At 47.9% G+C, this 25,821-nt stretch carries 32 protein-coding genes; all 32 read right to left on the reverse strand.

The window, feature by feature from the left end:
• Nucleotides 1-15: 15 nt before the first annotated feature.
• Complete coding sequence (map, locus tag CR205_RS19185; RefSeq protein WP_110521757.1) at nucleotides 16-762, reverse strand: type I methionyl aminopeptidase; 747 nt, start codon at nucleotides 760-762, stop codon at nucleotides 16-18.
• Complete coding sequence (locus CR205_RS19190) at nucleotides 759-1,412, reverse strand: adenylate kinase (protein ID WP_110521758.1); 654 nt, start codon at nucleotides 1,410-1,412, stop codon at nucleotides 759-761. Before CR205_RS19190 ends, map begins: the two co-directional genes overlap by 4 nt.
• A 68-nt stretch (nucleotides 1,413-1,480) precedes the next feature.
• The gene (gene secY, locus CR205_RS19195) at nucleotides 1,481-2,773 is read right to left on the reverse strand and encodes a preprotein translocase subunit SecY (RefSeq protein WP_110521759.1); all 1,293 of its coding nucleotides are present in this window, start codon (nucleotides 2,771-2,773) and stop codon (nucleotides 1,481-1,483) included.
• Nucleotides 2,773-3,213, reverse strand: a complete 441-nt coding sequence (gene rplO, locus CR205_RS19200; protein WP_110521760.1) for a 50S ribosomal protein L15 — start codon at nucleotides 3,211-3,213, stop codon at nucleotides 2,773-2,775. The genes secY and rplO overlap by 1 nt, the downstream gene beginning before the upstream one ends.
• A gap of 31 nt (nucleotides 3,214-3,244) precedes the next feature.
• Entirely contained in the window at nucleotides 3,245-3,433 is a 189-nt protein-coding gene (gene rpmD / locus CR205_RS19205) for a 50S ribosomal protein L30 (protein WP_110521761.1), read from the reverse strand.
• A 13-nt stretch (nucleotides 3,434-3,446) separates the two neighbouring features.
• A complete protein-coding gene (rpsE, locus tag CR205_RS19210; RefSeq protein ID WP_110521762.1) occupies nucleotides 3,447-3,947 on the reverse strand; it encodes a 30S ribosomal protein S5 in 501 nt (166 codons plus the stop codon).
• Nucleotides 3,948-3,972: 25 nt separating this feature from the next.
• A complete protein-coding gene (gene rplR / locus CR205_RS19215) occupies nucleotides 3,973-4,335 on the reverse strand; it encodes a 50S ribosomal protein L18 (protein ID WP_110521763.1) in 363 nt (120 codons plus the stop codon).
• Nucleotides 4,336-4,368: 33 nt separating this feature from the next.
• A complete protein-coding gene (rplF, locus tag CR205_RS19220; RefSeq protein WP_110521764.1) occupies nucleotides 4,369-4,905 on the reverse strand; it encodes a 50S ribosomal protein L6 in 537 nt (178 codons plus the stop codon).
• A gap of 29 nt (nucleotides 4,906-4,934) precedes the next feature.
• Nucleotides 4,935-5,333 carry a 30S ribosomal protein S8 gene (gene rpsH, locus CR205_RS19225; protein ID WP_110521765.1) on the reverse strand — a complete coding sequence of 133 codons (399 nt, stop codon included), beginning with the start codon at nucleotides 5,331-5,333 and terminating at the stop codon, nucleotides 4,935-4,937.
• Nucleotides 5,334-5,361: 28 nt separating this feature from the next.
• Entirely contained in the window at nucleotides 5,362-5,547 is a 186-nt protein-coding gene (locus tag CR205_RS19230; protein WP_110521766.1) for a type Z 30S ribosomal protein S14, read from the reverse strand.
• A 27-nt stretch (nucleotides 5,548-5,574) separates the two neighbouring features.
• Complete coding sequence (gene rplE, locus CR205_RS19235; RefSeq protein WP_110521767.1) at nucleotides 5,575-6,114, reverse strand: 50S ribosomal protein L5; 540 nt, start codon at nucleotides 6,112-6,114, stop codon at nucleotides 5,575-5,577.
• Nucleotides 6,115-6,145: 31 nt separating this feature from the next.
• A complete protein-coding gene (rplX, locus tag CR205_RS19240; protein WP_110521826.1) occupies nucleotides 6,146-6,457 on the reverse strand; it encodes a 50S ribosomal protein L24 in 312 nt (103 codons plus the stop codon).
• Nucleotides 6,458-6,513: 56 nt separating this feature from the next.
• Nucleotides 6,514-6,882, reverse strand: coding sequence for a 50S ribosomal protein L14 (gene rplN / locus CR205_RS19245; RefSeq protein ID WP_110521768.1), 369 nt, complete (start codon nucleotides 6,880-6,882; stop codon nucleotides 6,514-6,516).
• Between the two features lie 43 nt (nucleotides 6,883-6,925).
• Complete coding sequence (gene rpsQ, locus CR205_RS19250; RefSeq protein ID WP_110521769.1) at nucleotides 6,926-7,189, reverse strand: 30S ribosomal protein S17; 264 nt, start codon at nucleotides 7,187-7,189, stop codon at nucleotides 6,926-6,928.
• A 21-nt stretch (nucleotides 7,190-7,210) separates the two neighbouring features.
• Entirely contained in the window at nucleotides 7,211-7,414 is a 204-nt protein-coding gene (gene rpmC / locus CR205_RS19255; protein ID WP_110521770.1) for a 50S ribosomal protein L29, read from the reverse strand.
• A complete protein-coding gene (gene rplP / locus CR205_RS19260) occupies nucleotides 7,404-7,838 on the reverse strand; it encodes a 50S ribosomal protein L16 (protein ID WP_110521771.1) in 435 nt (144 codons plus the stop codon). Before rplP ends, rpmC begins: the two co-directional genes overlap by 11 nt.
• Before the next feature lie 2 nt (nucleotides 7,839-7,840).
• The gene (rpsC, locus tag CR205_RS19265; RefSeq protein ID WP_110521772.1) at nucleotides 7,841-8,500 is read right to left on the reverse strand and encodes a 30S ribosomal protein S3; all 660 of its coding nucleotides are present in this window, start codon (nucleotides 8,498-8,500) and stop codon (nucleotides 7,841-7,843) included.
• 2 nt (nucleotides 8,501-8,502) lie between these two features.
• Entirely contained in the window at nucleotides 8,503-8,850 is a 348-nt protein-coding gene (rplV, locus tag CR205_RS19270; protein ID WP_110521773.1) for a 50S ribosomal protein L22, read from the reverse strand.
• Between the two features lie 21 nt (nucleotides 8,851-8,871).
• Nucleotides 8,872-9,150 (reverse strand): 30S ribosomal protein S19, encoded by a 279-nt coding sequence (rpsS, locus tag CR205_RS19275; RefSeq protein WP_110521774.1) that lies wholly within the window; start codon nucleotides 9,148-9,150, stop codon nucleotides 8,872-8,874.
• A 60-nt stretch (nucleotides 9,151-9,210) separates the two neighbouring features.
• A complete protein-coding gene (rplB, locus tag CR205_RS19280) occupies nucleotides 9,211-10,041 on the reverse strand; it encodes a 50S ribosomal protein L2 (RefSeq protein WP_110521775.1) in 831 nt (276 codons plus the stop codon).
• A gap of 29 nt (nucleotides 10,042-10,070) precedes the next feature.
• Nucleotides 10,071-10,361 (reverse strand): 50S ribosomal protein L23, encoded by a 291-nt coding sequence (gene rplW / locus CR205_RS19285; RefSeq protein WP_110521776.1) that lies wholly within the window; start codon nucleotides 10,359-10,361, stop codon nucleotides 10,071-10,073.
• Complete coding sequence (gene rplD, locus CR205_RS19290) at nucleotides 10,361-10,984, reverse strand: 50S ribosomal protein L4 (protein WP_110521777.1); 624 nt, start codon at nucleotides 10,982-10,984, stop codon at nucleotides 10,361-10,363. The genes rplW and rplD overlap by 1 nt, the downstream gene beginning before the upstream one ends.
• A 29-nt stretch (nucleotides 10,985-11,013) precedes the next feature.
• A complete protein-coding gene (gene rplC, locus CR205_RS19295) occupies nucleotides 11,014-11,643 on the reverse strand; it encodes a 50S ribosomal protein L3 (RefSeq protein ID WP_110521778.1) in 630 nt (209 codons plus the stop codon).
• Between the two features lie 30 nt (nucleotides 11,644-11,673).
• Entirely contained in the window at nucleotides 11,674-11,982 is a 309-nt protein-coding gene (rpsJ, locus tag CR205_RS19300) for a 30S ribosomal protein S10 (RefSeq protein WP_110521779.1), read from the reverse strand.
• A gap of 594 nt (nucleotides 11,983-12,576) precedes the next feature.
• On the reverse strand, nucleotides 12,577-13,767 hold the full coding sequence (tuf, locus tag CR205_RS19305) for an elongation factor Tu (protein WP_110521780.1): 1,191 nt from the start codon (nucleotides 13,765-13,767) through the stop codon (nucleotides 12,577-12,579).
• Between the two features lie 127 nt (nucleotides 13,768-13,894).
• Nucleotides 13,895-15,973 (reverse strand): elongation factor G, encoded by a 2,079-nt coding sequence (gene fusA / locus CR205_RS19310; protein ID WP_110521781.1) that lies wholly within the window; start codon nucleotides 15,971-15,973, stop codon nucleotides 13,895-13,897.
• A 150-nt stretch (nucleotides 15,974-16,123) separates the two neighbouring features.
• Nucleotides 16,124-16,594 (reverse strand): 30S ribosomal protein S7, encoded by a 471-nt coding sequence (gene rpsG, locus CR205_RS19315; protein ID WP_110521782.1) that lies wholly within the window; start codon nucleotides 16,592-16,594, stop codon nucleotides 16,124-16,126.
• 53 nt (nucleotides 16,595-16,647) lie between these two features.
• Nucleotides 16,648-17,061 (reverse strand): 30S ribosomal protein S12, encoded by a 414-nt coding sequence (gene rpsL, locus CR205_RS19320; protein ID WP_110521783.1) that lies wholly within the window; start codon nucleotides 17,059-17,061, stop codon nucleotides 16,648-16,650.
• Nucleotides 17,062-17,174: 113 nt separating this feature from the next.
• A complete protein-coding gene (locus tag CR205_RS19325; RefSeq protein WP_110521784.1) occupies nucleotides 17,175-17,423 on the reverse strand; it encodes a 50S ribosomal protein L7ae-like protein in 249 nt (82 codons plus the stop codon).
• A 159-nt stretch (nucleotides 17,424-17,582) separates the two neighbouring features.
• Nucleotides 17,583-21,197, reverse strand: coding sequence for a DNA-directed RNA polymerase subunit beta' (rpoC, locus tag CR205_RS19330; protein ID WP_110521785.1), 3,615 nt, complete (start codon nucleotides 21,195-21,197; stop codon nucleotides 17,583-17,585).
• A gap of 36 nt (nucleotides 21,198-21,233) precedes the next feature.
• Nucleotides 21,234-24,776, reverse strand: coding sequence for a DNA-directed RNA polymerase subunit beta (gene rpoB, locus CR205_RS19335; protein WP_110521786.1), 3,543 nt, complete (start codon nucleotides 24,774-24,776; stop codon nucleotides 21,234-21,236).
• Nucleotides 24,777-25,186: 410 nt separating this feature from the next.
• Nucleotides 25,187-25,795, reverse strand: a complete 609-nt coding sequence (locus CR205_RS19340) for a class I SAM-dependent methyltransferase (RefSeq protein WP_110521827.1) — start codon at nucleotides 25,793-25,795, stop codon at nucleotides 25,187-25,189.
• Nucleotides 25,796-25,821 lie beyond the last annotated feature (26 nt).

Raw genomic sequence — 25,821 nt, forward strand, 5'->3', positions numbered from 1 at the left:
CCACCTTTAATTTTACTATGGCTTAGTCAAGATTTCATATCCTGAGTCTGTAATAGCGATTGTGTGTTCAAAATGGGCACATCGTTTACCGTCGGAAGTGACGACCGTCCAGTTATCGGCTAGTGTTTTCACATGCCTTGATCCGGCATTAACCATGGGCTCTACAGCAAGAACCATGCCCGGTTTGAGACGGGGTCCTTTTCCTGGTGGTCCGAAGTGCGGGATCTGGGGATCTTCGTGAAGATCCTGACCGACTCCATGACCGACATATTCCCGGACAACTGAGAATCCGTGTGCTTCCACATACGACTGAACCGCATGGGAAATGTTCGAGAGTCTTTCCTTCGGTCCTGCTTCATCAAGACCTTTAAAAAGAGATGTTTCAGTTACTTCGAGAAGCTTCTGATCACTCTCGGAAATCGTCCCGACCGGATAAGTCCAGGCGGAATCACCGTGATAGCCACCGTACTTTGCTCCGATGTCTATACTGATAATATCGCCGTCCTTCAATACTCTGTTACCCGGTACACCGTGTACCAACTCTTCATTCACTGAAGCACAGATGCTGCCAGTAAATCCATTATAGCCTTTAAAAGATGGAATCGCATCTTGCTGTCTGATAAATGTGTCTGCGATCGTATCCAGTTCCTTCGTCGTAATACCAGGCTGGATGTGCTTTTGAAGCTCTTGATGTGTCAGTGCCACAATCTTACCGGCAACACGCATGATTTCAATCTCACGCTCTGTCTTGCAGATAATCATCGATTGTTCCCTTTCAGGAGAGTATCAAGGTCTTCAAAGACGTCTTGAATATCCTGTTTGCCATCAATATTGCGAAGGTAGCCTTTGTTTCCGTAGAAATCTACGAGAGGCTGGGTTTGATCAAGATTTACCTTGATCCGCTTTTCAACCGTTTCCGGCTTATCATCATCTCGTTGAATTAAGTCGCTGCCATCCTTGTTACATTTCCCGGCAATCTTCGGAGGATTGAAGATCTCATGATAGCTGGTGCCGCAGTCCGGGCATACCCAGCGTCCCGTGAGACGCTTGAACAAGTCCTCTTCCGGTACTTTAATGTAGACAACGTGGTCGAGCTGACGATCGAGTTCAGCGAGAATCTCTTCCAATGCTTCAGCCTGTGCTACTGTTCTTGGAAAACCATCCAGCAGAAAACCGTCTTTGCAGTCATCCTGGCTCAGACGATCGCGGACAATTCCTACAGTAACCTCATCTGGAACAAGGTTCCCGGCATCCATAAAGGATTTGGCTTTCAACCCGAGTTCCGTTCCGCCCTTAATTGCAGCACGGAACATATCTCCGGTTGAAATGTGGGGAATACCGTATTTGTTTACGATTTTGTCGGCTTGTGTGCCTTTTCCCGCACCCGGAAGACCCATTAAGATCAAATTCATCGATTATCCCTCCATCGTACTTCATTCACGATCGAAGGCAAAGGGAGCAAGAATCTCCCTTTCCTTATTTATTTAATGAATCCTTTGTAGCTTCGTTTGATCATCTGGCTTTCGATCTGCTTCATCGTATCAAGGGCTACTGCCACAACGATGAGAAGTCCTGTTCCTCCAATTTGAACTCCCGGCGGAAGGCCTGCAAGTTCAGTGAAGAATACCGGTACTACAGAGACAGATGCAAGGAAAAGCGCACCGACGAACGTGAGACGGTACAGGATTCTTGTAATGTAGACCTGTGTTGTTTTACCAGGACGGATTCCTGGGATATACCCGCCCTGCTTTTTCAGGTTTTCAGCCATCTGCTCCGGGTTCACCTGTACGAACGTGTAGAAGTACGTAAAACCGATAATCAGCGCTGCATATACAACGAGACCGAACGGCTGCGTATAATCAAAGTTCTGGGTTACCCAGCCCGCAATTGTACTGTCGTCACCGAAGAATCCGGCGACAGTTGGCGGGAAAATGAAGAGTGACATGGCAAAGATAACCGGAATTACCCCTGCGGAGTTCACTTTCAAAGGCAGATGCGTGCTTTGACCGCCCTGCGGTTTACCTGATACAAGACGCTTGGCGTACTGAACAGGAATTTTGCGAAGGGCCTGCTGAACGAAAATCACGAAGACTACGAGCAGCAGTACAGCCAGCACAAGCAGTGCAATCGTGACAATTCCAAGGAACAGTCCGTCGCCTGCGTCCGCGATCTGAGTCGCGTACAGCTGGTTTACACCGTTTGGAATTGCTGCTGCTATACCTGCAAAGATCAGGATGGAGATTCCGTTACCGACACCCTGTGCCGTAATCTGCTCACCGAGCCACATGAGGAAGGCTGTGCCTGCCGTCAGTGTCAGGGCAATCAGGGCATACGTCAGAAAGCTCGGGTCGGGAACGAGTCCCGGAAAGATCCGGTTAAATCCGATTGACATTCCCAAAGCCTGAACAAAAGCGATAATGATTGTGAAGTAGCGTGTAAACTGTGCCAGTTTACGACGACCGGCTTCACCCTGCTTCGCCCATTCAGTAAACTTCGGTACTACGTCCATACGGAGTAATTGTACGATAATGGATGCCGTAATGTAGGGCATAATCCCGGTTGCAAAGATCGAGAAGTTCTCGAGTGCTCCGCCGCCGAAAGTATTCAGGAAACCAAATGCATTCATCTCACCCTGAAAGTCGAGAATGTCTGCATCTACTCCCGGAGCCGGGATATGCGCGCCAATACGAAAGACTACAAGCATAGCCAAGGTAAAAAGTACCTTTTTCCTCAAATCACCAATCCGCATAATATTGGAGATTGTCTGGAACATTAGACCACCTCTGTAGTTCCGCCGGCAGCCTCAATTGCTTCTTTAGCAGAAGCAGAGAATTTATGGGCTTTCACTGTAAGCTTGTTCTCTAGCTTGCCGTTCCCAAGAACTTTGATTCCGTCCTTCGCGCTGCTGACAACACCGGACTCGATCAGAAGCTCAGGAGTTACTTCTGTTCCCGCTTCGAAACGGTTAAGCGTTTCGAGGTTCACAATAGCAAACTCTTTGCGTGTAGGGTTTGTGAATCCGCGCTTAGGCAGACGGCGGAAGATTGGCATCTGGCCACCTTCAAACCCTGGACGTACGCCACCGCCTGAACGGGCGTTCTGTCCTTTGTGTCCACGCCCTGCAGTTTTACCGTTACCGCTGGCAATACCGCGTCCAACACGGTTGCGGACTTTACGGGAACCTTCTGAAGGTTTAAGTTCGTGAAGTTTCATGTCGGCACCTCCTCAACTCTTATTCTTGTTCTTATGCTTCGATTTCTTTAACAGTAACAAGGTGAGATACTTTGTTCACCATACCGCGAGTCGCTGCGTTGTCTTCCTGAACCACTGTGTGGTGCATTTTACGAAGACCCAGAGTTTTCACGGTAACGCGCTGATCCTGAGGGCGTCCGATCAGGCTGCGTGTGAGGGTAATTTCAAGTTTTTTAGCCATGTTAATTCCCTCCTTAACCTAGTAGCTCTTCTACTGTTTTGCCGCGAAGTTTTGCAACCTCTTCCGGGCTTTTTAGTTCAGTAAGTCCCTGGATGGTTGCACGAACCATGTTGATCGGGTTGTTGGAACCAAGGGATTTACTTAGGATGTCCCCGACACCGCCGAGCTCAAGTACGGCACGGACAGGTCCGCCGGCAATAATTCCAGTACCTTCGGATGCAGGCTTAAGCAGTACGCTTCCAGCTCCGAATTCACCAGTGATCTGGTGAGGGATTGTCGTTCCCTGAACCGGGATCGTGATAAGGTTTTTCTTCGCGTCTTCAATCGCTTTACGGATCGCTTCAGGTACTTCAAGTGCTTTACCCATACCAAAGCCAACGTGTCCGTTTTTATCTCCAACTACAACCAGTGCAGCAAAGCGGAAGCGACGACCACCTTTAACCACTTTTGCAACACGGTTAACAGTAACTACTCTCTCTTCAAGTTCAAGTTTGTTAGGGTCGATACTACGCAATGAGTTTCCCTCCTTTTGTGGTTATTTAAAACTTCAGACCAGCTTCACGTGCTGCGTCTGCAAGCTCTTGGACTCGACCATGATAAAGGTATCCGCCGCGGTCAAATACCACAGTTTCAACACCTTGCTCAAGGGCACGTTTCGCAACAGCTTCGCCGATTTTCTGGGCAGCTTCTTTATTTCCGCCGTTATCAAGTTTAAGTTCTTTATCTAAGCTATCAGCGCTGGCAATAGTAACGCCTGTAACGTCGTTAATTACCTGAGCGTAAATGTGCTTATTAGAACGGAAAACATTCAAACGAGGACGTTCAGCAGTACCCGTGATCGTACGACGAACATGTGCGTGCCGTTTCTTACGTACCACGTTCTTGTCAGCCTTTGTGATCATTGAACGTCATTCCTTTCATTCCGTTATTTAACCTTATTTACCTGTTTTACCTTCTTTACGGCGTACGTATTCGCCTTCGTAGCGAATTCCTTTGCCTTTGTAAGGTTCAGGTGGTCTTACAGCACGAATGTTGGAAGCAAGTGCTCCAACACGTTCTTTGTCGATCCCTTTTACAGTAATCTTCGTGTTTTCAGGAACATCGATTTCAAGGCCGTTTTCCGGTACGAATTCCACCGGGTGAGACAGACCTACGCTGAGTGTTACTTTGTTTCCTGATTTTTGTGCACGGTAACCTACACCAACAAGCTCAAGTTTCTTTTCGAAACCTTTTGTTACGCCTTCAACCATGTTGTTGATGACGCTGCGAGTTGTTCCGTGAAGGGCACGGTGCTCTTTATGATCAGAAGGACGTTTTACAACGATGTTGTTATCTTCTTGTTCTACAACCATATCCGCATGAAGTGTGCGTGTTAGTTCACCTTTAGGTCCTTTGACCGTAATAGTTGTACCGTCTTGCTTCACTTCAACGCCGGATGGAATCTCAACAGGTTTTAAACCGATTCGAGACATGCCTTACACCTCCATTCTTCCGTTCGATATTACCAAATATAAGCGAGAACTTCGCCGCCGACTTGCTGCTGACGAGCTTCTTTGTCTGTGATGATGCCAGTGGATGAAGAGATTACAGCGATACCGAGTCCGCCGAGAACCTTTGGTACTTCATCAGCTTTTGCATATACACGCAGGCCTGGTTTACTGATTTTCTTAAGTCCGGTAATAACGCGCTCGTTATTAACACCGTACTTAAGGAAAATACGAAGGATGCCTTGCTTGTTATCCTCAATAAATTCGTAGTCACGGATAAAGCCTTCACGCTTCAGGATGTCCGCAACTTCTTTTTTGATCTTTGAACCTGGAAGCTCCAGGCTTGTATGACGTACAGTATTCGCATTACGAATACGAGTTAGCATATCTGCGATAGGATCAGTCATGACCATCGTATTTACCTCCTTCCTTTAAACGGAATTACCAGCTTGCTTTTTTAACGCCCGGAATTTGACCTTTGTGCGCGAGATCACGGAAACAGATACGGCACAATTTGAACTTACGGAGAACACTGTGTGGACGTCCGCAACGCTCGCAACGAGTATATTCTTGCACGTTAAACTTTTTAGCTTTTTTCGCTTTAGCGATCATTGATTTCTTTGCCAAGGTTCAAACCTCCTTTTCGGCGAGATCTTATTTTTGAAACGGCATACCCATTTCAGTGAGCAGTTGACGAGCTTCTTCGTCTGTTTCGGCAGTAGTAACAATAACGATGTCCATTCCGCGGACTTTATCAACTTTGTCATACTCGATTTCAGGGAAGATCAGCTGCTCTTTTACACCAAGTGTGTAGTTACCTCGACCGTCAAAGGCTTTCTTCGAGATACCGCGGAAGTCACGTACACGCGGCAGAGATACAGCGATTAGCTTATCAAGGAAATCATACATGCGCTGTCCGCGAAGGGTAACTTTCGCACCGATCGGCATACCTTCACGCAGTTTGAATCCCGCGATAGACTTTTTCGCTTTCGTGATAACAGGCTTCTGACCGGATAGCTCAGTCAGTTCCTCTACAGCTTTATCAAGCACTTTAGAGTTCTGAACTGCGTCACCAATACCCATGTTGATCACGATTTTATCGATTTTTGGAACTGCCATTACGGAAGAGTAATTGAATTTCTCAGTTAGAGATGGAACAATCTCCTGTTTGTATCTTTCTTTCAAACGACTCATTGTGGTGAACCTCCTTTCGACCTAAAACTGCTTACTTATCTAGAACTTCGCCGGATTTTTTCGCGACGCGTACTTTTTTATTCTTCTCAACTTTATATCCAACGCGTGTCGGCTCACCTGTTTTCGGGTCGACCGGCATTACGTTGGATGCGTGAATAGCCGCTTCCTGGTTAAGGATTCCGCCTTGCGGGTTTGCTTGAGATGGTTTCGCATGTTTTTTCACCATGTTAACCCCTTCTACAAGCACGCGGTTGTTGCTCGGGTAAGCTTCAAGGACTTTTCCTTCCTTGCCTTTATCCTTACCAGAGATCACTTTCACGCTATCTCCTTTTTTCACATGCATTTTCCCTAGAGACATGAGGGCACCTCCTTAACAGACAATTTCCGTCCATTTATCAATTAAAGTACTTCAGGAGCCAAGGAAACGATCTTCATGAACTGGTTTTCACGAAGTTCACGGGCAACTGGTCCGAAGATACGAGTTCCACGTGGGCTCTTGTCGTCACGTACGATTACAGCTGCGTTCTCATCGAACTTGATGTATGAACCGTCAGGACGGCGGGCACCGCTCTTAGAACGCACGATTACCGCTCTTACAACTTCACCCTTCTTGACAACGCCACCGGGTGTTGCTTGTTTTACCGAACAGACGATAACGTCTCCGATGTTAGCCACTTTACGTCCGGAACCACCTAGTACTTTAATACACTGTACTTCACGGGCACCTGAGTTATCAGCTACTTTTAAACGACTTTCTTGTTGGATCATGGATCAATTTACCTCCCTTCAGGTAAGCAAACGTCAGCTTCTATTAGATAATGACTGCTTCTTCAACAACCTCTACAAGACGGAATCTCTTGTCTTTTGAAAGTGGACGTGTTTCCATAACGCGGACAACGTCGTTTAGTTTTGCAGTGTTGTTTTCGTCATGTGCTTTTAACTTTTTGGAGTATTTAACGCGTTTGCCGTATAGCGGATGCATCTTGTAAGTTTCAACCACTACCGTGATCGTTTTGTCCATTTTGTCAGAAACAACACGACCCGTGTAGCTCTTGCGGTTATTACGCTCTGCCACAGTGCAAACCTCCTCTCAGTATTATTCGTTCGTTATTTTGAGTTCGCGTTCGCGCAAAACTGTTTTTGCACGTGCGATTGCTTTTCTAACTTCACGGATGCGGGCTGGATTGTCTAATTGTCCAGTCGCAAGCTGAAAGCGAAGGTTAAAAAGCTCTTCTTTTAGAGTCTTGGACTCCTGTTCGATTTCACTAGTGGTTTTTGTGCGGAAATCATTAGCTTTCATTTGCGTCACCACCCACTTCGTCGCGTTTTACAAACTTCGTTTTGATCGGAAGTTTATGAGAAGCCAGTCGAAGTGCTTCGCGCGCTACTTCTTCTGATACCCCTGCAATTTCAAACATGATTTTCCCTGGTTTTACTACTGCTACCCAGCCTTCAGGAGCACCTTTACCGGAACCCATCCGTACCTCAAGTGGTTTTGCAGTATATGGCTTATCCGGGAAAATTTTAATCCACACTTTACCTCCACGTTTCATGTAACGTGTCATAGCAATACGGGCAGCTTCGATTTGTCTGTTTGTAATCCAGGACGCTTCGATTGCCTGCAGGCCGTATTCGCCGAAAGATACCTCGGCACCGCCTTTCGCACGACCGCGCATCTTACCGCGGTGTTCACGACGGAATTTAACTCGTTTAGGCATTAGCATGATTATTTTCCTCCTTCCTCTTGTTTCGTTCCTTTCGTTGGAAGGACTTCACCACGATAGATCCAGATCTTCACACCCAATTTACCGTAGGTAGTATCTGCTTCAGCAGTACCGTAGTCGATGTCCGCACGAAGAGTGTGTAGTGGTACAGTGCCTTCGCTGTATGATTCAGAACGGGCAATATCTGCTCCTCCGAGGCGACCTGAAACCTGGGTACGAATACCTTGGGCGCCGGCACGCATTGTGCGCTGCATCGCCTGTTTCATGGCACGACGGAAAGAGATGCGGTTTTCAAGCTGACGTGCGATATTTTCCGCAACAAGCTTTGCATCCTTGTCAGGAGACTTCACTTCATTGATGTTAATGTGTACACGCTTGCCAGTCAGTTGGTTAAGTGCTTTACGAAGTGCTTCAACTTCGGATCCGCCTTTACCGATAACCATACCTGGCTTCGCAGTGTAGATCGTTACGTTCACGCGGTTAGCGGCACGTTCGATTTCAATTGTGGATACGGAAGCGTCTTTAAGACGGTTTTCCAGGTACTCACGAATTTTAATGTCTTCGTGAAGTAGATCAGAATAGTCTTTATCTGCATACCACTTGGACTCCCAGTCGCGAATAACACCGACGCGAAGTCCTTTCGGATTTACTTTTTGACCCACACTTATCCCTCCTTGTTTTCTTTTTCTGTCAGTACTACTGTAATGTGGCTCGTACGTTTGTTGATTCTGCTGGCTCGACCCATCGCACGTGGACGGAATCTTTTCAGCGTTACTCCTTCATCAACAAATACTTGGCTTACAACCAGGTTATCTGGTTCCATTTCGTAGTTGTGCTCAGCGTTAGCGATTGCCGAGTTAACAAGTTTCTCAACGACCGGAGAAGCTGTTTTCGGTGTATGACGCAAGATAGAGATGGCTTCTCCAACTTTCTTGCCACGAATCAAATCAACCACTAAACGCACCTTGCGAGGAGCAATACGCACTTGTTTCGCTACTGCTTTTGCTTCCATGGAAAGTACCTCCCCTCTTTATTAGCGTTTCGTTTTTCTGTCGTCAGAAGCGTGGCCTTTGTAAGTCCGTGTAGGAGCGAACTCGCCAAGCTTGTGTCCAACCATATCTTCTGATACGTAAACCGGTACGTGTTTGCGGCCATCATAAACCGCGATCGTGTGACCGATGAACTGTGGGAAAATTGTAGAACGGCGAGACCAAGTTTTGATCACTTTTTTGTCATCATTTTCGTTCTGCGCTTCTACTTTGCTCATTAGATGTTCATCGACGAAAGGTCCTTTTTTTAAGCTGCGACCCATGAGTGTACCTCCCTTCGTGACTGCCCTACGGTTCTTTGCCAGAACCGTAGTACAATCCCGTTATTTTTTACGACGTCGTACAATGTACTTGTCAGTGTCTTTGTTCTTCTTACGCGTCTTGTAACCAAGGGTTGGTTTGCCCCAAGGAGACATTGGTGATTTACGGCCGATTGGAGCGCGTCCTTCACCACCACCGTGCGGGTGATCGTTCGGGTTCATTACGGAACCACGTACAGTTGGACGCTTACCGAGCCAGCGGTTACGTCCGGCTTTACCAATGTTTACAAGCTCGTGCTCAACGTTACCAACCTGACCGATTGTTGCGCGGCAGGTAGCAAGAATCATACGAGTTTCACCGGAACGAAGACGTACAAGAACGTACTGGCCTTCTTTACCGAGAAGCTGTGCTTCTGCACCAGCTGAACGGACAAGCTGCCCGCCTTTTCCTGGCTTAAGCTCGATGTTGTGGATGATTGTACCCACTGGGATGTCTTTCAGCTGAAGAGCGTTACCTGGTTTGATGTCGGCATCTTTACCTGAAACGATCTCCGTTCCAACCTGTAGACCTTTAGTAGCGAGGATGTAACGCTTTTCCCCATCAGCATAGTTGATTAGCGCGATGTTCGCAGAACGGTTTGGATCGTATTCGATCGTAGCAACGCGGCCTGGAATTCCATCTTTGTCACGCTTAAAGTCAATAATTCTGTATTGGCGCTTGTGTCCGCCGCCCTGGTGACGTACAGAGATGCGTCCCTGGTTGTTACGTCCAGCGCGCTGCTTGCGCGGAGCCAGTAGTGATTTTTCGGGCTTGTCAGTCGTGATTTCCTGGAAATCAAGGCCTGTCATGCCGCGGCGACCGTTAGTAATCGGTTTATACTTTTTGATAGCCATCAGATTTTCCCTCCTTCACTTAAAACTTCTTAAACACCTTCAAAGAAGTCTAGTTCTTTGCTGTCCGGTGTCAATTGAACAATGGCTTTTTTGCGGTTGCTTTTATAGCCTGTATAACGTCCGAAACGACGGAACTTACCTTTGTAATTCATCGTGTTAACCTTATCAACCTGTACACCGAAAATTTCTTCGACTGCACTTTTGATCTGGTTTTTGTTGGCGCGAGTGTCCACTTCAAACGTGTACTTTTTCTCTGCCATAAGGTCAGTAGACCGCTCGGTGATTACGGGGCGCTTAATAATATCACGTGCGTTTGCCATTATGCAAGCACCTCCTCTACCTTTTTAACAGCGTCTTGCGTAATTACGAGGTTGTCGTAATTCAGTACGTCCAAAACATTAAGTCCTTCAGCAGTAATCGTTTTTACTTCTGGAAGGTTGTTTGTGGAAAGAGCAACTGCATCGTCATGACCGGCAGTTACAACGAGTGTTTTCGCACCTGCTGTAAGGCCGTTGAGTACAGCTTTCATCTCTTTTGTTTTTGGTGCATCAAGGCTCAGTCCTTCGAGTACGCGGATTTCTTCTGCCGCTACTTTAGAGGAAAGAGCTGATTTGATCGCCAGACGTCTTACTTTCTTAGGAAGTTTGTAAGCGTAGCTGCGCGGCGTCGGGCCGAATGCAACTCCACCGCCTACCCAGATCGGGGAACGGATTGTACCGTGACGGGCACGGCCGGTTCCTTTCTGTCTCCATGGCTTCTTGCCACCACCGCGAACATCTGAACGTCCTTTTACTGCGTGAGTACCTTGACGTTGAGACGCTTGCTGCATAAGAACTGCGTCATGAAGTACACTTTTGTTCGGTTCGATGCCGAACACTGATTCTGCAAGTTCGATATCGCCGACTTGTGAACCAGACTGGTTAAATAGAGCAACTTTAGGCATCAGGGCTCCTCCTTTCTCAATCGTTCTTCTTATTTAGCTTTTACAGCAGATTCTACTGTAACGTAGCTTTTCTTAGCGCCCGGTACATTTCCTTTTACCAAGAGCAAGTTGCGTTCTGTATCTACACGGACAACTTCAAGGTTTTGAACTGTTTTCGTTTCGCCACCCATTTGTCCTGGCAGGTTTTTACCTTTGAGAACGTGGTTCGGGTCAACAGGTCCCATTGAACCTGGACGACGATGATAACGGGAACCGTGGGACATAGGTCCGCGGGATTGATTGTGACGCTTGATCGAACCCTGGAAACCTTTACCCTTTGATGTTCCTGTTACATCAACAACGTCTCCTGCTGCAAATGTATCTACTTTGACTTCCTGACCAACTTCGTAATCCGCTCCTGCAACGTCACGGATTTCCTTAACGTAGCGCTTAGGGGCAGTGTCAGCTTTTGCAGCGTGTCCTTTTTCTGGCTTGTTGGCGCGGTGTTCTTTCTTGTCGCCGAATCCAAGCTGGATCGCTTCGTAACCATCAGCCTCAGCAGTCTTCTTCTGAAGAACAACGTTTGGCTCAGCTTCGATTACAGTTACCGGAATGACCTCGCCGTTATCAGCGAACACTTGCGTCATACCTAGTTTTTTACCTAAGATTCCTTTGGTCATGAGTCACACCTCCTGTTTTCTATCAATCATTTATAGTTTAATTTCAATGTCAACGCCGGACGGCAGGTCCAAACGCATGAGAGCATCGACAGTTTGTGGAGTTGGCTCCAGGATGTCGATCAGACGCTTGTGCGTGCGCATCTCGAACTGTTCACGTGAGTCTTTATACTTGTGTACCGCACGAAGAACCGTGTATACAGACTTTTCAGTAGGGAGCGGGATTGGACCTGCTACACCTGCACCTGAACGTTTGGCTGTTTCTACGATCTTCACAGCTGACTGATCTAGAGTACGGTGATCATAAGCTTTAAGACGGATGCGAATCTTTTGTTTTGCCATTTTGTTACCTCCTTTTTCGCCCATTTTTGGAAATAGACTTGCTCCGCGGAAATTTAACCTGACCTCCCTCCCATGGCAAAGGGTCCGGGTGTGTCAGCAACCTTCCACATCAACGCCTGTCATGTGACCAACATTATACATTATACATGAATGAATGTTGGTTAGCAAGTGGATTTCATAAATTGAATACGCAATCACACTTTTTCTATTATAAAGATTGTCGCCGGTTATATCAAGGGGTAAGCCGGGTTTTATGCTGTGTTCCAATAATTTCTTAGGAGAATTTCCTCGCCTGTGGGAATGAACCACGTTATATATAGAAGAAAGTCGGTTTTTAGACAAGAGAGTACAGGCATTTCAAAGAGCTTGAGCCCCTGGATAGCGGTTAACATAAATTGACCTGACCGATCTAGGGATATCGGCCTTATCATTTGAGATATCAACCTTATCGGACAGTATAGCGACGATGCGACACCAACCGGCACGAATAGCAAAGCCGCCTCACCACTGTCTACTTGCGGACCAAAAGAAAAGCCCCGGAAATCCTGAAAACAGGATCCCGGGGCTTTGTCATTTATTCATCCGCAGCTGTTATTACTCTTGGATCTCAGCCACAACGCCGGCGCCTACTGTACGGCCACCTTCACGGATAGAGAATTTAGTTCCTTCTTCGATCGCGATTGGCGCGATAAGCTCTACTACCATTTCGATGTTGTCACCAGGCATAACCATTTCTACGCCTTCTGGAAGGTGGATAACACCAGTTACGTCAGTTGTACGGAAGTAGAACTGAGGACGGTAGTTAGAGAAGAATGGAGTGTGACGTCCACCCTCTTCTTTTGAAAGAACGTAAACTTCGGATTTGAACTTCGTGTGTGGAGTGATTGTTCCTGGCTTAGCAAGAACCTGTCCACGAGTGATGTCGTCACGGGATACACCGCGAAGAAGGGCACCAATGTTGTCGCCAGCTTCAGCATAGTCAAGAAGCTTACGGAACATTTCTACTCCAGTTACAGTAGTCTTCTTAGACTGCTCTTCGATACCGATGATTTCGATTTCATCACCTACGTTAAGCTGTCCACGCTCAACACGGCCAGTTGCAACAGTACCACGGCCAGTGATTGAGAATACGTCCTCAACAGGCATCATGAATGGCTTGTCTTTGTCACGCTCTGGAGTTGGAATGTAGTCGTCCACCTGCTGCATAAGCTCAAGGATCGCGTTCTCGTGGTCCTCGTCACCTTCAAGTGCTTTAAGAGCAGAACCTTTTACTACTGGAATGTCGTCGCCAGGGAAGTCGTACTCGGAAAGAAGGTCACGAACTTCCATTTCAACTAGCTCAAGCAGCTCTTCGTCGTCAACCTGGTCAGTTTTGTTAAGGAAAACTACGATTGAAGGTACCCCTACCTGACGGGAAAGAAGAATGTGCTCACGAGTCTGTGGCATTGGGCCGTCAGCAGCGGATACTACAAGAATAGCTCCGTCCATCTGAGCAGCACCAGTGATCATGTTCTTAACGTAGTCAGCGTGTCCTGGGCAGTCTACGTGTGCATAGTGACGCGCGTCAGTTTCGTACTCAACGTGTGCAGTGGAGATTGTGATTCCACGCTCGCGCTCTTCTGGCGCTCCGTCGATTTGGTCATAAGCCATCGCGGTACCTTTACCGGATTTCTTATGAAGTACGTAAGTGATTGCAGCAGTCAACGTTGTTTTACCGTGGTCAACGTGTCCGATTGTACCAATATTGGCATGCGTTTTGGAACGATCAAATTTTTCTTTAGCCATGATCGAATTCCTCCTTGGTTTCTTATTAGTTTTATTTGGGAGAGTGATGAAAGGCTTGTACCCTTCACCGCTCTAAGCTTACAACATGTTTAGCTTACAACAAAATCAGCCTTGAAACAATATCCGATTATTTACCGGACTGTTTTTTAATGATCTCTTCAGAAATGCTCTTCGGAACCTCTTCATAGTGGTCGAAGTGCATTGTGTACTGACCGCGGCCCTGCGTGTTTGAACGCAGTGATGTTGCATATCCGAACATTTCGGAAAGAGGCACCATCGCCTTAACGGTCTGCGCGTTTCCGCGTGCTTCCATACCTTCAACACGTCCACGACGGGAAGTGATGTCACCCATGATGTCGCCCATGTATTCTTCCGGAATAACAACTTCAACTTTCATTACCGGTTCAAGAATAGCAGGGTTACATTTTTTCGCCGCTTCTTTAACAGCAAGTGAAGCAGCTACTTTAAATGCCATCTCGTTGGAGTCTACATCGTGGTAGGATCCGTCAACAAGGCTGGCCTTTACGTCGATAACTTCGTAACCGGCAAGCATACCGTTTTTGAGGGACTGTTCAAGACCCTGTCCAACAGATGGGATGTATTCACGCGGAACAACACCGCCGACGATTTTATCAACGAATTCAAATCCTGCACCCTCTTCGTTAGGTTCGAACTCAACCCAGACGTGACCGAACTGACCGCGTCCACCGGACTGACGTACGAACTTACCTTCAACCTTCGCCGCCTGGCGAATTGTTTCACGGTAGGATACCTGAGGTGCACCAACATTCGCTTCCACTTTGAATTCACGCTTCATACGGTCAACGATGATATCAAGGTGAAGCTCACCCATACCAGCGATGATCGTCTGTCCTGTTTCATCATCAGTGTGTGTGCGGAATGTCGGATCCTCTTCTGCAAGCTTCGCAAGAGCAATACCCATCTTATCCTGGTCTGCTTTCGACTTCGGCTCTACTGAAAGGGAAATTACCGGCTCAGGGAATTCCATTGATTCAAGGATTACAAGGTTCTTCTCATCACAGAGAGTGTCCCCTGTAGACGTGTTTTTCAGACCAACACCGGCAGCGATGTCCCCCGCATAGCAGGTAGGAATCTCTTCACGGTGGTTAGCGTGCATCTGAAGAATCCGTCCCATACGCTCACGCTTGTCTTTTGTAGAGTTCTTAACGTAAGAACCTGCATCGACAGTACCGGAGTACACGCGGAAGAACGTAAGTTTACCAACGAAAGGATCTGTCATAACCTTGAATGCAAGTGCAGAGAATGGTTCCTCGTCACTTGGCTTACGAAGAACTTCTTCTTCGCTTTCAGGAAGCAGACCAGTCATTGGAGGTACATCCAATGGAGATGGAAGGTAGTCGATTACCGCGTCAAGCATAAGCTGAACACCTTTGTTTTTAAAGGCAGATCCGCAGATAACCGGATAGAACTCAACGTCACATGTACCTTTACGGATGGCCGCTTTGATTTCTGCTGTCGTCAGTTCTTCACCTTCGAGGTACTTCATCATTAGGTCCTCATCAAGTTCTGAAACTGCTTCCACCAGCTTATCACGGTACTCGTTCGCCTGTTCCTTATACTCATCCGGAATTTCACGAGCTTCTGTACGTGAACCCAGATCATCTAAGTAGTAGTAGGCTTGCATTTCAACAAGGTCGATGATACCTTCGAAGTCATCTTCTGCACCAATTGGCAGCTGGATCGCTTGTGCGTTCGCACCGAGACGATCGTGCATTGTGCCTAGGGAGTAGATGAAGTCGGCTCCGATCTTGTCCATTTTGTTGACGAAAACAACACGTGGTACGCCGTATGTTGTAGCCTGGCGCCATACAGTTTCTGTCTGCGGTTCTACACCGGATTGTGCGTCAAGTACTGCTACCGCACCGTCAAGTACACGCAAAGAACGCTCTACCTCTACAGTAAAGTCTACGTGTCCAGGAGTATCGATGATGTTTACACGGTGTTCTTTCCAAGCGGCTGTTGTCGCAGCAGAGGTAATCGTGATTCCACGTTCCTGCTCCTGGTCCATCCAGTCCATTTGAGAAGCACCCTCGTGCGTTTCACCGATTTTGTGAATACGCCCGGTATAGAAAAGAACACGTTCAGTTGTTGTCGTTTTACCGGCATCGATGTGAGCCATGATCCCGATATTACGTGTTTTTTCCAAGGAGAATTCTCTTCCCATGGTCAATTTCTCCTTCCTCAATGAAAATGTTGGTTTGCGTCAGTACGGGGTTGCCCGAAACTGCCGTATTACTGTATAGGCAGGAGGCAGTTCTGCAGGCCTATCAGGCTCGTTAAAGAGCAGACAGCCTGCATGAAGAACCTCTTCCTTTTACCAGCGGTAGTGAGCGAATGCTTTGTTCGCTTCTGCCATACGGTGAGTATCTTCGCGCTTCTTAACTGCGGCTCCCGTATTGTTTGCTGCGTCCATGATTTCGTTAGCAAGACGCTCTTCCATAGATTTTTCTCCACGAAGGCGTGCATAGCTTACGAGCCAGCGAAGGCCTAGTGTCGTACGACGCTCAGGCTTAACTTCGATTGGCACCTGGTAGTTTGCACCACCAACACGGCGAGCTTTAACTTCAAGTACTGGCATGATGTTCTTGATGGCTTGTTCGAAAACTTCCTGAGGATCATTGCCGGTACGTTCCTTAACAAGTTCGAAAGCGTTGTAAAGTGTTGTCTGTGCTTTCCCCTTCTTCCCGTCGATCATCATACGGTTGATCAGACGTGTAACAAGCTTGGACTTGTAAAGCGGATCTGGTAGTACGTCTCTCTTTGGTACTGGTCCTTTACGAGGCATGTGGTCCCCTCCTTCCTCATGTTAGATCTTTCTGCTTTCTATCGTTTCGTCCATTATTTCTTAGGACGCTTAGTTCCGTATTTGGAACGGCCCTGAGCACGGTTTTCAACTCCTGCGGTGTCAAGCGCACCACGTACGATGTGGTAACGAACACCCGGAAGGTCTTTTACCCGTCCACCACGGATGAGTACAACACTGTGTTCCTGAAGGTTGTGCCCGATTCCAGGGATGTAAGCTGTTACTTCAATCTGGTTCGTCAGACGCACACGCGCATATTTACGAAGGGCCGAGTTCGGCTTCTTCGGTGTCATTGTACCAACACGGGTACATACGCCACGCTTATGCGGTGAGCTCAAGTCCGTCTGAACTTTTTTGAAGCTGTTGTATCCTTTATTTAGAGCTGGTGAGTCGGACTTTTTTGTTTTAGATACGCGGCCATTGCGTACTAACTGGTTAATTGTAGGCATGGTTTTCCTCCTTTCATATCAACGAAGTTTAAGTCCACTGGTCCAGGTGGTTCACAAAAGTGCAAAAGTAAAGTTTTTGCCTGGTGAGGGCTGCCCCTCAAGCAAAAACCCTTTTACTTTTTTATTGCCACGATCGCTGCTGATACGTCGATGCCGCAAGCTTTTCCAAGCTTTTTCATCGAATCGACGGTCTGTACAGGAATTCCCTGGTTTTCAGCTTCCGCCAAAACTCGGGAAAGAACACTGTGATCAGCATCGTCTGCAATGATCAATTCTTTAACCTGTTGTTCTTCCAGTGCTTTTAAAGTCTGCTTGGTGCCCACTATTCTTTCATTGGCCTGCACTACTTTTTCATAAGACATTTGTTATCCTCCAAAGCATCAGGTATTAGGCGCACCCCTATATAGTACCACCGGGGAAAAATGGTGTCAACAACCGTTTCGAAATAATTTCTTCCGGTTCCTGACAATTAAAAGACAGGTGAAGAGGAGGCAGGATGGCCTCCGCTTCTTCCTTGTCTGTTATTCCTGGACCGCAGCTTCCTCGATCGCAGGTGTTTCGGCCTGCTGTTCCTCATCCACAGCTACATTTATGCGGCGATAACGCTGCATTCCTGTACCGGCTGGAACAAGCTTACCGATAATAACGTTTTCTTTGAGTCCAACGAGCTCATCGCGCTTCCCTTTGATTGCCGCATCGGTCAGGACACGTGTCGTCTCCTGGAAGGATGCTGCAGACAGGAACGAATCCGTCTCGAGGGAGGCTTTCGTAATCCCGAGGAGTACAGGCTTACCGGTTGACGGTGTGCCTCCACGGAGAAGAACGTCTTTGTTCGCTTCGTTAAACTGATGAATTTCAACAAGGGATCCCGGAAGAACTTCCGTATCTCCTGCATCAAGCACCCTGATTTTACGAAGCATCTGGCGTACCATGACCTCAACGTGCTTATCGCCGATTTCAACACCCTGCATACGGTATACTTTCTGTACTTCACGAAGGAGGTACTCCTGTACACCCTGCACGCCGGATACAGTCAGAAGTTCTTTCGGATCGATGGAACCTTCTGTCAGTTCCTCGCCCGGTTTCACTTCCGCCCCGATTTCCACTTTAAGTCTGGCACCATAAGGCGTTGTGTAGGAACGAGTTTCAATCTCGCCTTTAACCATAATTTCCTTCTTCTCGTTCACGTCCTTCACGTCGGTAACCGTACCTTCGATCTCGGAAATGACAGCCTGCCCTTTCGGGTTACGGGCTTCAAACAGCTCCTGGATACGTGGAAGACCCTGCGTGATATCGTCTCCGGCTACCCCGCCTGTGTGGAACGTACGCATCGTAAGCTGCGTACCTGGCTCACCGATGGACTGTGCGGCAATAATACCGACAGCTTCACCGACTTCAACCTCGGAACCTGTCGCCAGGTTGCGGCCGTAGCAGGATTTACATACGCCGTGTTTCGTATCACAGGTGAAGGCAGAACGGATCGTGATTTCATTCACGCCTGCATCTACAATCTCTTTAGCCTTATCTTCATCAAGAGTCTGGTTTTTCTCTGCGAGCACTTCGCCTGTCTCCGGGTGACGGACAGTCTGGAATGTTGCACGTCCCACAAGACGGTCGTAAAGAGGTTCGATCACTTCTGTACCTTCCATAATGGAAGCTACTTTCAGACCCCGGTCAGTGCCGCAGTCCTGCTCACGGACGATAACGTCCTGGGCAACGTCCACGAGACGGCGTGTAAGGTAACCTGAGTCGGCTGTCTTAAGAGCCGTATCGGCAAGACCTTTACGGGCACCGTGTGTGGAAATAAAGTACTCAAGTACCGTAAGTCCTTCACGGAAACTGGATTTGATCGGAAGTTCGATAATCCGTCCGGATGGGTTGGCCATGAGTCCGCGCATACCGGCCAGCTGGGTAAAGTTCGAGGCGTTACCCCGGGCACCGGAATCACTCATCATAAAGATCGGGTTCGTAGGATCAAGTGTGCCCATCAGCTTGCTCTGGATCACATCTTTAGCCGAACTCCAGATTTCAATTACTTTATCGTACCGTTCTTCTTCTGTAATCAGACCGCGGCGGTACTGCTTGAGTACTCGCTCAACCTTAAGCTCTGCTTCATCAAGGATTTTCTGTTTATCCTTCAGTACCACGATGTCGGATACACCGATGGTGATTCCGGCTTTCGTGGAGTAGTAGAATCCAAGATCCTTCATTTTATCAAGCATCACAGAGGTTTCGGATACTTTGAATTTCTTAAAGACTTCCGCAATGATGTCTCCAAGGAATCCTTTCTTAAACGGTTTGACAATCTCCCGGTCTTTGATCGTCTGTCTGAGATCTGTATCTGTCGGCACGATGTACTCCTCAGGAATTTCCACCTGAAGGTTCGATGCCGTAGGTTCGTTGATATACGGGAATTCCGGCGGCAGGATTTCGTTAAAGATAATCTTACCTACGGAAGTAAGCAGCATTTTGTCCTTCTGCTCTTCTTTGAACGGTTTGTTCGAAAGAGAGTTGACTGGTACTGCGATGCGCGTGTGCAGGTGAACATAGCCGTTCTGGTAGGCTGTAAGCACTTCGTCAGCCCCGTAATAGACATTCCCTTCACCAACAGCACCTTTACGCTCAAGCGTCAGATAGTAGTTACCAAGTACCATATCCTGAGATGGTGTAACAACCGGCTTACCGTCTTTCGGGTTCAGGATGTTCTGCGCAGCCAGCATGAGAAGACGGGATTCCGCCTGTGCTTCGGCTGACAGAGGTACGTGAACAGCCATCTGGTCACCGTCAAAGTCGGCATTGTAAGCCGTACATACGAGCGGGTGAAGTTTGATGGCCCGGCCTTCTACAAGAGTAGGCTCAAACGCCTGAATACCAAGACGGTGAAGTGTCGGTGCACGGTTAAGAAGAACCGGATGCTCACGGATCACTTCTTCAAGTACGTCCCACACTTCCGGCTGGACGCGCTCGACTTTACGCTTGGCGCTCTTGATGTTGTGTGCAAGACCTTTGCTTACAAGCTCCTTCATAACGAAAGGCTTGAAAAGCTCAAGTGCCATTTCCTTCGGCAGACCGCACTGGTACATCTTAAGGTGCGGACCTACTACGATTACGGAACGGCCGGAGTAGTCTACACGCTTACCGAGAAGGTTTTGACGGAAGCGTCCCTGCTTACCTTTAAGCATGTGGGAAAGAGACTTAAGCGGACGGTTACCAGGTCCGGTAACCGGACGGCCCCGACGCCCGTTGTCGATCAAAGCGTCAACCGCTTCCTGAAGCATACGTTTTTCGTTCTGAACGATGATGCTCGGAGCACCAAGGTCGAGAAGACGCTTCAGACGGTTGTTACGGTTAATTACCCGGCGGTAGAGGTCGTTCAGGTCAGACGTAGCAAAACGCCCGCCATCGAGCTGTACCATCGGACGAAGTTCAGGCGGAATAACAGGAAGGACATCGAGAATCATCCAGTCCGGGTTATTTCCTGAATGCCGGAAGGCTTCGAGTACTTCAAGACGCTTAATCGCACGTGTGCGGCGCTGACCCTGAGCTGTGAGAAGCTCTTCCTTGAGCATGTTTACTTCTTTATCAAGATCAATATCCTGAAGAAGTTTGCGAATAGCTTCGGCACCCATCTGTGCAGTAAAAGAACGGCCGTATTTTTCACGGTATGTGCGGTACTCACGCTCGGAAAGAAGCTGTTTAAGCTCAAGCGGTGTATCGCCCGTTTCTGTTACAACGTAGGATGCAAAGTAGATGACTTCTTCAAGGGAGCGGGGGGACATGTCGAGGACAAGTCCCATTCTGCTTGGAATCCCTTTGAAGTACCAGATGTGGGAGACAGGGGCAGCAAGTTCGATGTGCCCCATGCGCTCACGACGGACTTTGGCGCGGGTAACTTCCACGCCGCAGCGGTCACAGACAACACCCTTATAGCGGACGCGTTTGTATTTACCGCAGTGGCATTCCCAGTCTTTCGTCGGACCGAAAATACGTTCACAGAACAGACCGTCTTTCTCAGGCTTGAGTGTTCTGTAGTTGATTGTTTCAGGCTTTTTCACTTCGCCTCTTGACCAGGACCGGATTTTGTCCGGCGATGCCAGGCCAATCTTCATATATTCAAAGTTATTTACATCTATCAAGGGGCCATCCTCCCTTTCGACTTTCAGAATCTGCCATTAACCGTTTGATTCACTGGACTCAAGGTTCAGGTTCAGCTTGTCGTTGTTCTGATCTTCTTCGTCGTCAAGCTCCAGCATTTCAATTTCCTCTTCATTGCTGGAAAGCATCTTCACGTCCATACCGAGACTCTGAAGCTCTTTAATTAATACCTTAAAGGACTCAGGAACCCCCGGTTCCGGTACGTTTTCGCCTTTGACGATCGCTTCGTACGTTTTCACCCGTCCGACAACGTCATCGGATTTCACAGTGAGAATTTCCTGCAGTGTATAGGCAGCACCGTATGCTTCCAGTGCCCATACTTCCATCTCTCCGAAACGCTGGCCGCCGAACTGGGCTTTACCGCCGAGCGGCTGCTGTGTAACGAGAGAGTAAGGTCCCGTAGAACGGGCATGCAGTTTATCGTCAACCATGTGAGCCAGTTTGATCATATACATCACGCCGACAGAGACACGGTTATCAAATGGTTCACCGGTTCTGCCATCATAAAGAACGGTCTTTGCATCTTCGGACATGCCGGCTTCAGAAATTGTACCCCAGACATCTTCCTCACGGGCACCGTCAAATACCGGTGACGCTACGTGAATACCGAGGTTTCTGGCTGCCATTCCAAGATGCATCTCAAGTACCTGACCGATGTTCATACGTGAAGGTACCCCGAGAGGGTTAAGCATGATATCGATGGGTGTGCCGTCCGGCATGTAAGGCATATCTTCTTCAGGAAGGATCCGGGAGATAACACCTTTGTTACCGTGACGCCCGGCCATTTTGTCCCCTTCGTTAATCTTCCGCTTCTGTACGATGTAGACACGCACAAGCTGGTTCACACCAGGAGGAAGCTCATCGCCGTCTTCGCGGTTGAAGATTTTCACATCCAGAACGATTCCTTCTCCGCCATGCGGGGCACGGAGGGAGGTATCGCGCACTTCACGCGCTTTTTCACCAAAGATGGCATGGAGAAGACGTTCTTCAGCTGTCAGTTCCGTTACACCTTTAGGGGTAACTTTACCAACGAGAATGTCGCCGTCTTTTACTTCAGCACCGACACGGATAATCCCCCGGTCGTCAAGGTTGCGAAGAGCATCCTCGCCGACGTTTGGAATGTCGCGTGTAATTTCTTCCGGTCCAAGCTTCGTATCACGGGCTTCAGACTCGTACTCTTCAATGTGAATGGACGTATAGACATCGTCTTTTACAAGACGTTCACTTAAGATAATCGCATCCTCGTAGTTGTAGCCGTCCCATGTCATAAACCCGACAAGAACGTTACGTCCGAGGGCCATTTCACCAAGCTCCATGGAAGGACCGTCAGCAAGGATTTCCCCTTTTGTGACGATGTTGCCTTCTTCAACGATCGGGCGCTGGTTGTAGCAGGTACCCTGGTTGGAACGAATGAACTTCTGAAGGTTGTAGCGAATCGCATCCCCTTCGATTTCTTTTCCGTCCACTTCCTCGATCCGGCGCACCTGAATATAGTTTCCGGAAACACGCTCAACGCGGCCTTTTGATTTTGAAATCACGGCAGCTCCGGAGTCTTTAGCAGACACATACTCCATGCCTGTACCCACAATAGGGGATTCAGGGTTCATCAGAGGTACGGCCTGACGCTGCATGTTTGCACCCATCAGGGCACGGTTGGAGTCATCATTTTCAAGGAACGGAATACACGCTGTCGCAGCAGATACAACCTGCTTAGGCGATACGTCCATGTAGTCGACACGGTCTTTAGGCACAATGATGTTATCTCCGCGGAAACGGCAGATTACGTTATCGTCTATAAAGGAACCGTCATCGTTAAGCTTTGCGTTTGCCTGGGCAACAACGTAGTTATCCTCTTCATCCGCTGTCAGGTAGTCGATCTGTGCGGATACTGCACCTCTTTCATGGTCAACCTTACGGTAAGGTGCTTCCATGAATCCGAACTCGTTTACTTTCGCATAGCTGGAAAGGGAGTTAATTAGACCGATGTTCGGTCCCTCCGGCGTCTCGATCGGACACATACGGCCATAGTGGGAGTAGTGTACGTCACGGACTTCAAATCCGGCACGCTCACGGGTAAGACCACCCGGTCCGAGTGCGGAAAGACGACGCTTGTGCGTAAGCTCGGCAAGCGGGTTCGTCTGATCCATAAACTGTGACAGCTGGGAGCTTCCGAAGAACTCTTTGATCGACGCGATGACCGGACGGATATTGATCAGTGCCTGAGGCGTAATCATATTCGCATCCTGAATGGACATACGTTCGCGGACCACTCGCTCCATACGGGAAAGACCGATACGGAACTGGTTCTGCAGAAGCTCGCCTACTGAACGAAGACGACGGTTACCAAGATGGTCAATATCGTCTGTGTTTCCTACACCGTGCAGCAGGTTGAAGAAGTAGTTAATGGAAGAAATAATATCTGCCGGTGTAATGTTTTTCACACTGCGATCCACAACACCATTGCTGATCACGCGGATCGGCTGGGCATCTTCCTTGCCGTTCTGCGGATAAATAAGAACAGACTGAAGTTCCACCTCTTCTTCATCGACTACGCCGCCGTTAAGCGTGTAGTGATGGAAACCGACGTTGTTTTCGAGGTAGGGAATCAGACGGTCAAGAAGACGGCGGTCAATAACGGCCCCTTCTTCAGCAAGAACTTCACCTGTGTCAGGATCCACCAGTGTTTCTGCGAGACGCTGGTTGAACAGACGGTCTTTAATATGAAGTTTCTTGTTCATTTTATAGCGGCCAACGTTTGCAAGGTCATAACGCTTCGGATCAAAGAAGCGTGACTCAAGAAGACTCTTGGCGTTTTCTACGGTTGGCGGCTCTCCAGGACGAAGACGCTCGTAAATTTCAAGCAGCGCTTTTTCAGAGCTGTCTGTATTGTCTTTATCTAGCGAGTTACGAAGGTACTCATCTTCTCCGAGAAGGTCAATGATCTCTTGATCAGTTCCAAACCCGAGAGCACGGAGCAATACCGTAACCGGGATCTTTCGTGTACGGTCGATACGCACATAAACAACATCTTTCGCATCTGTTTCCAGCTCCAGCCAAGCACCGCGGTTTGGAATCACGGTTGCGCCGAAGCCCTTCTTCCCGTTTTTGTCGATTTTGTCATTGAAATACACACTTGGAGAACGTACAAGCTGAGAAACAATGACACGCTCTGCACCGTTAATGACAAATGTCCCTGTTTCGGTCATCAATGGGAAATCTCCCATAAATACTTCCTGCTCTTTTACTTCTCCTGTCTCTTTGTTAATCAAGCGTACCTTGACGCGCAAAGGTGCAGAATAAGTGACATCTCTCTCTTTCGAATCTTCTACTGAATACTTCGGTTCTCCGAGACTGTAATCAATAAACTCGAGAACGAGATTTCCGGTAAAATCTTCAATTGGAGAAATGTCCTGAAACATCTCACGGATACCCTCATCAAGAAACCATTGATAAGAAGCAGTTTGAATTTCAATCAAGTTAGGGAGTTCCAGCACTTCATTGATTCTCGCATAACTTCTTCTCTGGCGGTGACGTCCATACTGAACTTGTTGACCTGTCAACTGATTCACCCCTCAAAACTAACGTTATTATTAAGAAAAGCGCATGCGCCCTCTTTCAGGACCCCGGAACAGGCAGAACAGAATCTGCAAACCCCGATTTCCACAGACGCAGGAGCTGAACATAGACATGAAAATCGCATCTATGATCATGCAAAAGGACACGCAAAAAACCTGTCCTTAAGCAGGCATGGAATAGGTCAATCCTTCGGTGTATGTACACCTGCGCACTGTATATATTTCTAGGATAACCAAAAAAGGGTATTTTCAAAGCCTTTTACCGAAAAACATAAAAGACGTTACTAGTCTGTCCAAAATTACCCTTTTTATACACAGCACTTATATTTAAACGCATTGACCCTATTTTCATTTTCATACGCATTAAATAACATTAACACAAACAAAAATACGAGTCAAACCTTTTGTGCACGCAAAATAAAATATCCTTTTGCCTTCCGGACGGTCTCTACCTGCTCTTCACCGAACAATTCGGCGAGCTTTTTGACCGCGGAAGGCGCGCCTTGTTTTTTCTGTATGACAACCCAGAGGTCTCCTCCGGATTTCAAGTGAACATGCGCTTCATCAAACAGCTGATGAACGACCTGTTTACCGGCACGGATCGGCGGGTTTGTCAGAATTGCAGCGAACTCCTGCTCTTGGAGTTCAGAAAAAAGCGAACTCACAACTACCTTCGTATTACCGGCTGCCCCATTGCGTTCCGCATTCTTTTCGGCAAGGTCGACTGCCCGTTCATTAATGTCAGCCATTATAAAAGTGCGCTCTTTATATTCACAGGCAAGCGTGATCCCGATTGGTCCCCAGCCGCAGCCGATGTCAGCGATTTCCCCTTCGACCGCCGGGAGTTCGAATGTCTCAAGCAGCGTACGGGTTCCGAAATCAAGATCTCCTTTTGAAAACACTCCACGGTCCGAGAGGAAACGAAGCTTCTGTCCTCTTACTGTAACTTCCACTGTTTCCGGCCTGCTTTCCACATCCGGTTTTTCTGAATAATAATGTCCCATAGTTATCACCTCACAGTTAAGATCAG

This window comes from Alteribacter lacisalsi, from assembly GCF_003226345.1.
Taxonomy (GTDB): Bacteria; Bacillota; Bacilli; order Bacillales; family Salisediminibacteriaceae; genus Alteribacter; species Alteribacter lacisalsi.